6 protein-coding genes and 2 riboswitches are annotated in these 10,644 nt (G+C 38.5%); all 6 genes read left to right on the forward strand.

Going from position 1 to position 10,644, the window contains the following annotated elements:
* Positions 1-273: 273 nt before the first annotated feature.
* The 6 genes from V7149_RS08625 (at position 274) to V7149_RS08650 (ending at position 10,365) form a co-directional block, all read left to right on the forward strand.
* Positions 274-1,989, forward strand: coding sequence for a transglutaminase domain-containing protein (locus V7149_RS08625; RefSeq protein WP_335345241.1), 1,716 nt, complete (start codon positions 274-276; stop codon positions 1,987-1,989).
* A 376-nt stretch (positions 1,990-2,365) separates the two neighbouring features.
* Positions 2,366-3,322 carry an AAA family ATPase gene (locus V7149_RS08630; RefSeq protein WP_335345242.1) on the forward strand — a complete coding sequence of 319 codons (957 nt, stop codon included), beginning with the start codon at positions 2,366-2,368 and terminating at the stop codon, positions 3,320-3,322.
* Positions 3,323-4,537 carry a DUF58 domain-containing protein gene (locus V7149_RS08635; protein WP_335345243.1) on the forward strand — a complete coding sequence of 405 codons (1,215 nt, stop codon included), beginning with the start codon at positions 3,323-3,325 and terminating at the stop codon, positions 4,535-4,537.
* On the forward strand, positions 4,534-6,747 hold the full coding sequence (locus tag V7149_RS08640; protein ID WP_335345244.1) for a transglutaminase domain-containing protein: 2,214 nt from the start codon (positions 4,534-4,536) through the stop codon (positions 6,745-6,747). Before V7149_RS08635 ends, V7149_RS08640 begins: the two co-directional genes overlap by 4 nt.
* Before the next feature lie 48 nt (positions 6,748-6,795).
* Positions 6,796-6,897: riboswitch (purine riboswitch) on the forward strand.
* Between the two features lie 201 nt (positions 6,898-7,098).
* Positions 7,099-8,619, forward strand: coding sequence for a glutamine-hydrolyzing GMP synthase (gene guaA / locus V7149_RS08645; RefSeq protein WP_335345246.1), 1,521 nt, complete (start codon positions 7,099-7,101; stop codon positions 8,617-8,619).
* Positions 8,620-8,790: 171 nt separating this feature from the next.
* Positions 8,791-8,892, forward strand: a riboswitch (purine riboswitch).
* 144 nt (positions 8,893-9,036) lie between these two features.
* Complete coding sequence (locus V7149_RS08650) at positions 9,037-10,365, forward strand: NCS2 family permease (protein ID WP_335345245.1); 1,329 nt, start codon at positions 9,037-9,039, stop codon at positions 10,363-10,365.
* Positions 10,366-10,644 lie beyond the last annotated feature (279 nt).

Consider the following 10,644-nt stretch of genomic DNA (forward strand, 5'->3'; position numbering starts at 1 on the left):
TTTTTTATAGATGAAATGAATGGAAGAATAAGGGGTAAAGACTTTGTTAAATAATTTGCAACAAAACATTAAGTATTGTTCTAACTTTCTTCTGACACACTTTGGTTTTAAACGCCATTCGTGTGTTTTTTTATTATATAAGCCTTTAGTCATATTAATAATGTAAAAAAGAGGAATTAATACTCAGAAACTAAACTATAGTCCAGACGTAAGTTTAACTGAATATAACCATTTTGTTTTTTTACTTTATTACATAAATTTGGAGGAACAGAAATGAATGCGAAAAGAAATTTCTTTACGTTTTTATTATGTTTGTTAAGCTGCGTCTTTATCCTTTCAGCTTGCAGTAATGCTAGTTCAAGTGATTCAGAGACAAAAGCTTCTAAAAAACAGGAACAAAAGCAAGATAACAAATATGAAAAGCTGGCAGAGGAGAAAAATAAAGAATTTGAACTTGAACCGATAAAATTGACTTCTTACAGTGAAGAGATCGGTGCAACTTTTAAGAAGCCTGAATATAAAAAATTTGCAGTAAATGGGAAAGTTATGGTCGAAGGAGAGATCGAAAAGCACTCCTTATTGAAATTTCATTACGCTGGGATCAAGGTCCATTCTGATGAAGAAGGACGAGCAGGGAATAAGCATGGATACTACACACCAATTAAGGACGGCAAATTTAAGCAGGAAATTCATTTCTTCAATGGAGAGGGCGAATACCGAATAACTGTCCAGCTTCCTAGTACAGATCGTGAAAATTATTATTATGATACGGCCAAATTTGAAGTTTATAATGTAAATCCTGAAATTCAGCGGGATATTACGTATACACCATTTGGTCAGGATGTTGAGCTTGCCCTAAATTTGGATTCTAGCTTCGTAGAAGAGGATGGAATCTTTCAGTTAAAAGGGAAGGCGGGCAGTTTGAAAGACGAGGATACAATCATGCTCAGGCTCAATAAGGACTCTGAAACATGGAAGCATGTGATTCCTGTTAAAAATGGGGGATTTTCCTATGATATTCCTTTGTTTTATGGTGAAGGGATACATAAGCTTGAAGTGTTAGTTCCTGATAAGGAGCGGGATAATTATTACCAAACGGCTACAATGGTTTTAATAGATAACAAATCTAATCGGACGATGAAGCCGATCGAGTATTCTAAAACTTATATGGAGCGTGGAGTTACATTAGAGTATCCTCTATTTGGCGGGGAAGAGTCGGAAGGGACTTTTAACATTAAAGGTTCCATTGACCCGAACGCTGAGTTTGCTTCTAAAACAACGCACATTTACATTACATCGAAAAAAGGCGAGGATGAAGCTTTAGATGTAATCCCAATTAAAAACTTTACATTTGATGACTCTTTTTATTTACGATTTGGTCCGGGTACATATGAAGTGACAGTTAGTGTACCTGAAATAAAAGAAAAGAACAGTGATTACTTCCGATACTTCGGTTTTGCACAGTTCGAAGTAGAATCAAAAGCCCTTAAAGATGAGCGGGATCTTCTCCCTTCCCGCGGCGTTCAATCAGATGCCCCTCAAATCGAAGAACTGGCAAAGGAGCTTATAACAGGAAAAAGTACCGACCGGGAAAAATCAAAAGCCATCTATGATTATGTGGCCCAAAATATTAGCTACGATGTTGGGAAATACAAGAATGATGAATTCGAATGGGATGACAGTGCATTAAAAACTCTTGAGCTAAAAACAGGGGTTTGCCAAGATTATGCTTACTTAACGATTGCACTTCTTAGAGCAAGTAATATTGAAGCTAGATTTGTAGAAGGAATGGCGCGCGGCGGATTTTGGCCTGCAAGGCATGCATGGGTTGAAGCTAATATTGATGGAAGCTGGGTGACGATGGACCCGACATGGGGTGCTGGTTATTTAAAAGATAATCAATTTGTTGCTAAATTTACTGACACTTATTTTGATCCGAGTATGGAGGAATTTAATAAAACGCATACACGGACAGGTGTTTCTTATTAATTTATTCTTGAGTAAATGGAATCTCTGAATCTTGTTTTCAGAGATTCTATTCAATTTAATGGCTAACAGTTTCTTCGAGGGAGCTTTTCTTCTTCTCCTAGTCAAAGTTTTTTTATTCCCCTTTATTTCCCATAAGAAAAAAACCCCAGTATTTTGGAAAAGGTATTATACTAAATATATAGAAATAGAAGATGTATCACTCTTTAATCAAGCTTGCGATTATTCTTCAAATTAAAGATTAGCAGAATATTACAGGAATTTGACATAATTTATCGAATAAATTACAAAGGAATGGCGATTTTTAAGCAGAATGGTAGGCTTGTAGCATTGTTTTTTCTTAATAAATAATGAAATGACGCACAACAGGAGGAAATATATGACTAGTGAGCACATGCAACCTATGATAGAGAGAGTTTTAGCGAATATTGAAAAGGTTATGATTGGAAAACGCGAAGTTGCTGAATTAAGCTTAATTGCCTTGCTGGCGGAAGGGCATGTTTTATTAGAGGATGTACCTGGTGTAGGAAAGACGATGATGGTACGTTCCCTTGCGAAATCGATCGGGGCGAATTTCAGAAGGATTCAATTCACACCTGATTTATTGCCTTCAGATGTGACAGGGGTTTCTATTTATAATCCTAAGGAAATGGAGTTTCAATTTAGACCTGGTCCGATCATGGGGAATATTATTTTGGCAGATGAAATCAATCGTACCTCACCGAAAACTCAGTCAGCTTTACTGGAGGGAATGGAAGAAAGCAGTGTGACGATTGACGGAGTGACACATACACTTGAAAAGCCGTTTTTCGTTATGGCGACTCAAAACCCAATCGAATACGAAGGAACCTATGCTCTTCCGGAAGCTCAATTAGATCGATTTTTATTAAAAATGAAAATGGGCTATCCGGATATGACGGAAGAAATGGAAGTGTTAAACCGAGCACAAAAGGCTAGACCCATTGATGATCTTGAGCCGGTTATTGATTTAATAGAATTAAGAGATTTACAGGAAAAAGTAAAACAAGTTCATGTAGATGGAACGATCAAACGCTATATCGTTGATCTGGCAAACCGTACGAGAACCCATTCAAGTGTTTATCTAGGTGTTAGTCCAAGGGGGTCTATTGCGTTAATGAAGGCTGCGCAAGCCTATGCCTTTATATATGGAAGGGATTATGTTCTTCCAGATGATGTTCAATACTTGGCACAGGCTGTTTTTGCTCATCGCATTATCTTAAAATCAGAGGCGAAGTTCGAAGGCATTACTGCTGAAGAAGTAGTGGATCGAGTAATGGCAAGGACTCCTGTTCCGGTACAAAGGCTTGTGAAGTAGATGAAACGCCTATTATCTAATGTAAGGAAGGCTTGGAAGCTAGCTGCTTTGTACCTTTTAATTTTGGTTACCTTCTCCTATGCCATGTTCCAGGGAGGGTTTGTCAGCTGGTTTTTATTTTATAGCTTTGTCCCTTTTGCCATTTATGCGCTTTTTCTTTCCTTCTATCGTCTCCATCATTTACAGGTGTCCCGTGTATTCTTAAAGACGGAATATAATGCGGGTGAGTCCATAAAGGTGGAGATTACACTGAAAAGGAAAATGTCGTTTCCCTTATTTTATATCGTCATAGAGGATGAACTCGGCGAGCAGCTCCGATATTCGCAAGAAAGGAATCGGACTAAATCCTTCTTGTTTCCCTGGTTCAAAAAGGAAATCAATTGGGACTATCAAATCAATGATCTGCCAAGGGGAGAGCATCATTTTCAGTCCATAAGGGTGAAAACGGGTGACCCCCTCGGCTTAATTGAAAAAGAAATACACATACAGACAGATCAGAAAATCATGGTGTACCCGGCATATGAAGAATTAATTTACAGACCGCTTGAAAACCATTTTGATCAAGGACTGACAGCATCAAAGGAACGTGTACAAAGAGATACGTCCATGGCAATTGGAATACGGGAGTATCAGCCAGGGGACCGATTTTCATGGATTAATTGGAAAGCAACGGCAAAGCGAAATGATATTATGACGAAGGAATTTGAGCAGAGGCAATCCCATGATGTGTTTATTCTTATGGATTGTGTGCCGTCTGGACGTTTTGAAGCCATTGTTTCTTTCTCAGCCTCTATTATTAGAGCTATTCTCCAAAAAGGAGCACAGGTTGGTTTTCTTTCCTCTTCTTCTGAAAGAATCGCATTTCCCATAAGAGGCGGGGAAAGCCAGCAAATGCAATTATTCTATCATCTGGCGAAGGTGAGAGATGATAGTCCGGTCCCAATAGATCGTATCCTTGAGGCTGAGGGATTTTTGCTTCAGCAAAATAATCTCATGCTGATCACTGCACAATTGACTAGAAGCTTAATTGAAAAAGCAGGTCTTTTAGTTTCAAAAAATGGCTTAGTGACGATATTTATCGTGAAAAATGAAATGGAATCACTTTTACCGGATGAGCTTACACTTAAGGGAGCTGCTAATGCAAGAGGGCTGCGAGTTGTTTTAGTTCACAGCGGAAACTTTAAGGCTGTTTTTTCGGAGGTGGCTCGGGCATGAAGTCTCAAAAAGTCCAAAAGGATTTAGCTTCTTTTCTGCTATATACATTTGGCTTCCTGCTGCTATGGGAGTGGCTAAGACCGTTAGAGCAACTAACAGATACATCGAATATATGGGTTTTTCTCCTTTTCAGTATCGTGTCACTGCTATTGGCCTATTTAGGTACTCATTTTTTGATCAGCGGTTTTATTAAATGGATGTTAATGGTCTATGTTTTGCATTCCTTATATTTTGAAGGATCGTTTTTTAGATTAGATTGGATACCTGTTTTTTTGGGGGATTTTTATAAGAGCTTATTGCTGCTTGTAGAAAGGGACACATCTAGCTTAAGTAATCTTTTTAAAAGCTTTCTATTTTTTATCCTCCTCTGGTTAATGACTTATTTAATTCAATACTGGCTCATTAGGAAAAGGCAGATCTTTATCTTCTTTTTCATGACATTAATTTATATTACCGTGCTTGATACGTTCACTCCTTATGAAGCGGAAGTGGCGATTGTCAGAACGGTCATTTCGGGATTTGTCATTATGGGGACGCTGACCTTTTATCGGCTTATGGATAAAGAAGTTATTCACGGAAGGGCAGAGTTCTCTCGCAAATGGCTGACTCCTTTAATTGTCATGATTGTTATTAGTGTTGCTTTTGGTCTTGCTGCACCAAAGGCTGATCCGATTTGGCCAGATCCAGTTCCGTTTATTAAATCGTATGCAAAGGGCAGCGGGGATGAGAGAGGCGGTATTCAGAAAATTGGCTATGGCTTGGATGATTCCCAGCTAGGAGGACCTTTCATTGGTGATAATCAGGTTGTGTTTAGGGCAGAAATTGAATCACGCCAATATTGGAAGGTAGAGACGAAAGATGTGTATACAGGTAAGGGATGGATTACCGCTGGCCCTAGAGAGGAAGTTACACCTTTTCGTATAGAGGATGTTGTTCCTGTTTCTTCGTTTATCGATCATGATGGTGTAAATAAAGTCGAAGAAATAAGCTTTATAAATGCGTCAATGGATTATAAACATATTGTGTATCCTTTAGGAATTAAGAGGATTGAAACACCCTTTCATCCTGATAGTTCTTTTCAAATCGAGAATTATACGGAAAAAATCCATACTTTATTAGGTGGAATACCTGGGTCAATCAACAACTATTCGGTTATTTATGATGTGCCGAAATATAGCGTGACTGCTCTCATGAATGCAAGTTCCGAAATCAACAATGCGCAAAATAATGCATTCATCGAAAGATATACACAGCTTCCTGATGAACTTCCTCAGCGAGTTCGAGAATTAGCCATGGAGATAACCGAAGGCAAGACCACATGGTTTGAACAAGCAAGAGCGTTAGAGTCGTATTTTAAAAAATCAGGCTTTGTTTATGATCAGAAGAATGTTGCTGTCCCTGGTGCTGATGACGATTATGTTGACCAGTTTTTATTTGACACAAAAAGAGGGTATTGTGATAACTTCTCTACTTCCATGGTTGTGATGGCAAGGTCTCTCGGTATTCCTGCAAGATGGGTTAAAGGGTATACAGAGGGTGAGTACAAGGGGCTCGCTGAAAATAGCCGCAGGATTTTTGAAGTTACAAATAATAACGCCCATTCATGGGTGGAAGTGTATTTCCCTAATATAGGATGGGTTCAATTTGAACCAACACAGGGCTTCTCTAACAATGTTCAATTTAATTTTGATCAGTCGTCACAAAGTAATACCCAAACTGCAGATAATCAGCCAAAACCAGAAGAAAATGAAAAGCCTGAGATTGAAAAAGACAATCCTGAAAAATCAGCTTCGTCCTTTTCATTCACGAAGCTTACTCAATCTGTGAAAGGATTTTTCGCAAAGACTTGGAAGTGGCTGCTGGGGTCTGCTCTAGCCCTATCCTTATTGCTGCTAATTATTTATCGCTTACGCGGCAAATGGCTTCCTTATTATTTAGCCTTAAGGTTTAAATGGACAAAAAAAGATGAAAACTTCCCTAAGGCATACTTGCTTCTATTAAGAGAATTGCAGCGCTATGGGCTGTATCGTAAAGACGGGCAAACCCTTAGAGACTATGCTCAGTATGTGGACCGTTTCTATTCAACTAGTGAAATGAGCAAGCTTACCTCCCGTTACGAGAAATTAATTTATCGAGGGGAAGTAGCAGAAGGAAGCTGGGAAGAGACGAAAGAATTGTGGGAAAATTTAATTAAAAAAACAATAGCTTGACCGGAAAATTAACCTGTTGATACAATAGGTTCGTTAATCTGTGAAATATTATAATTGAATGTAATCCTTCATATATCCTCGATAATATGGTTCGAAAGTTTCTACCAAATCACCGTAAATGATTTGACTATGAAGGCAGATTCTTCTATCCCTTTATAGGGATTTTTTTACCAGAATGTCTGCCTTCACCAATAATGGGGGAGCAGAGTCTGGTTTTTTATTTTATTTGCGTGGTTTTATGAAATGTATCTGCGTTATTTTTTATGTAATAGAGAACACTATTCATAATAAATGGTATTTTATTAAATTTGTGGGGTGAACAGCTTGACAGCGAAACTAGAAGGACAAGAAATGATCGTTGTATTAGATTTTGGAAGCCAGTACAACCAGTTAATTACACGTAGAATTAGAGAATTTGGTGTATATAGTGAATTACACCCTCATACGATTACAGCTGAAGAAATTAAAGAACTGAACCCGAAAGGTATTATTTTCTCAGGTGGCCCGAACAGCGTATATGAAGAGGGTGCTTTCCGCTGTGATGAGAAAATCTTTGACCTAGGCTTGCCGATTTTCGGAATTTGCTATGGTATGCAGTTAATGACGATGCATTTAGGCGGAAAAGTGGAGAAGGCAAAAAATCGTGAGTATGGCAAGGCTGAGCTGAAGATTGAAAATGAATCTAAGCTTTTTGCGAATCTTCCTTCAGTCCAAACGGTTTGGATGAGCCATGGCGATTTAGTTGTAGAGGCTCCCGAAGGATTTACAGTAGATGGTGTAAATCCATCATGTCCAATTGCGGCTATGAGCAATGAAGAGCGCCGCATGTATGCTGTTCAATTCCACCCAGAAGTTCTTCATTCTGTTTATGGGAATGACATTTTGAAAAACTTTGTATTTGGTGTTTGCGGATGTAAAGGCGACTGGTCGATGGGGAACTTTATTGAAGTAGAAATGGAAAAAATCCGTCAAACGGTTGGCAACAAAAAAGTACTTTGTGCGTTAAGTGGCGGCGTGGACTCTTCTGTAGTCGCTGTTCTAATTCATAAAGCAATTGGCGATCAGCTAACATGTATTTTTGTTGACCACGGGTTGCTTCGTAAAGGGGAAGCGGAAGGTGTCATGAAGACATTTGCTGATGGCTTCCATATGAACGTAATTAAGGTAGATGCTCAAGAGCGCTTCTTAAGTAAGCTAAAAGGTGTTTCTGACCCAGAGCAAAAACGTAAAATTATTGGAAATGAATTCATTTATGTATTTGATGATGAGGCTGACAAGCTTGAAGGCATTGAGTTTTTAGCCCAAGGTACGCTTTATACAGATATTATCGAAAGTGGTACAGCGACTGCGCAAACAATCAAGTCCCATCATAATGTAGGCGGGCTTCCGGAAGATATGCAATTTAAGCTGATCGAGCCGCTTAATACATTATTTAAAGATGAGGTTCGCGCTTTAGGAACAGAGCTTGGGATTCCAGATGAAATTGTTTGGAGACAGCCATTCCCAGGTCCTGGTTTAGGCATTCGTGTTTTAGGTGAAATTTCAGAGGACAAGCTTGAAATCGTAAGGGAATCTGACTATATTTTACGTGAGGAAATTGCGAAGGCTGGCCTAGATCGTGATGTTTGGCAGTACTTCACTGTCCTACCTAACATTCGAAGTGTTGGGGTTATGGGAGATGCCCGTACCTATGATCACACAATCGGCATTCGTGCAGTTACATCCATCGATGGCATGACATCCGATTGGGCAAGAATTCCTTGGGATGTTCTTGAAGTTATTTCTTCAAGGATCGTTAATGAAGTAGCTCATGTTAATCGGGTTGTGTATGACATTACGAGCAAGCCGCCGTCAACAATTGAGTGGGAGTAGGAAAAGCGGAAGCGCCTTCGGAACAATCAAAGGACAATTGTTCCTGCGATGAATATTCGCAAAAGCGTTGTTTATGGAAATTGACAAAAATACGAACAATACAAAAAGCGGACATGAAAATGTTCGCTTTTTGTATTGACGGACTTTTGTCCTGCTGGTAAAATAAATTTGAATTTAATATAAGTACTTCATCGTATAATTCTGGAAATATGGTCCAGAAGTTTCTACCGGGCTACCGAAAATAGCTTGACTACGAGGTAAGTGTAATTATTCGGGCTTTTTCAATCTGTTTTCATGTTCATTTATATTTCCCGATTTATTGCATGTAACTTGTCGTCGAGCGCTCTCGTATTAACCTGAGCGTATTTTTTATTGCTTGCGGTAAAACTATAATAAAAATTTGTAGGGGGAAATAAAGTGAAAAAGTACTTCAGATTTGAAGAACTGGGCACAAACTATCGCCGTGAATTTTTAGGTGGGATGACCACGTTCTTAGCAATGGCTTATATATTAGTTGTTAATCCGGCCATTCTAACTCTTGCGGATGTAACAGATTTTCCAGATGCTTTACGAATGGACCACGGAGCGGTATTTGTAGCAACAGCTCTTTCAGCTGCAGTTGGTTCCATCATTATGGGGCTATTAGGAAAGTATCCACTTGCTCTAGCACCAGGTCTTGGATTAAATGCCTTTTTTGCCTATACAGTTGTTTTAGTAAACGGAAGCCCGTGGCAACACGCGCTTGCAGCTGTTTTTATTTCAGGTGTTTTCTTCCTTCTTTTAACACTTACTGGCTTACGCGAAAAACTAATTAACGCGATTCCGATTGAATTAAAACACGCAGTTGGAGCCGGAATCGGCTTGTTCATTACATTTATTGGATTCCAAAACGCTGGTATTATTGTAAATAGTGATGCAACGCTCGTAGGGTTAGGTGATCTAACGAACGGAAATACTCTGCTTGCAATATTCGGATTGCTAGTAACGGTTATTTTTATGTCAAGAGGGATTAAAGGCGGTGTATTTTATGGAATGATTATCACCGTAATTGTAGGAATGATCTTTCAATTAATTGACATACCTGAAAAAGTGGTTGATAAAGCACCAAGTCTTGCACCAACGTTTGGCGCACTCTTTAGCTCATTTGGCGACAGTTCTTTCTATACAACAACAATGCTTGGTATTATTTTAACTTTTTTATTCGTTGATTTCTTTGATAATGCAGGGACATTAGTTGCTGTTGCAAACCAAGCAGGGTTTGTTAAGGATAATAAGCTTCCTCGTGCAGGAAGAGCACTAATTTCAGATTCGATTGCTACCATTTCTGGTTCTGTATTTGGGACTTCAACCGTTACTTCTTTTATAGAATCATCAGCCGGAGTGGCTGCAGGAGCAAGAACGGGATTTGCTTCATTAGTGACTGCAGGATTTTTTATTATATCTATTTTCTTCTTTCCGTTATTAGCGATTGTTACCCCAGCGGTCACTGCGCCTGCTCTTATTATTGTCGGAGTATTGATGGTGTCATCGCTAGGGAAAATTGATTGGAACAGATTTGAAGTAGCTGTACCTGCATTTTTAACAATGATTGCGATGCCTCTTTCATATAGTATTGCAACCGGAATTGCCGTTGGATTTATTTTTTATCCAATTACAATGATTGTAAAGGGACGCATAAAAGAAATTCATCCTATTATGTATTTCTTCTTTGTAATCTTTGTTCTATATTTCATCTTTTTAAAATAACTAATTTAGTGGAGATTCGATACGAATCTCCGTTTTTTATTTTTTTTTGTATTTGCTATTGACGAAGAAATTGGGCGGTGGTATTATATAAAAACAGTCGCTGAGACGTTGATAACATTTTAAAACTTTTAAAAAAAAGTTGTTGACATCAAAGTTGCTAATTGATATATTAATAAAGTCGCTTCTGAGCGGCAAGGTGGTTCTTTGAAAACTGAACGAACAAAAACGTCAACGTTTTAGTCTTTTTATCAAAAAAGACATTATGAGCTAATCAACTCA

This window comes from Bacillus sp. JJ1503 (genome assembly GCF_036965125.1).
Lineage (GTDB): Bacteria > Bacillota > Bacilli > Bacillales > Cytobacillaceae > Cytobacillus.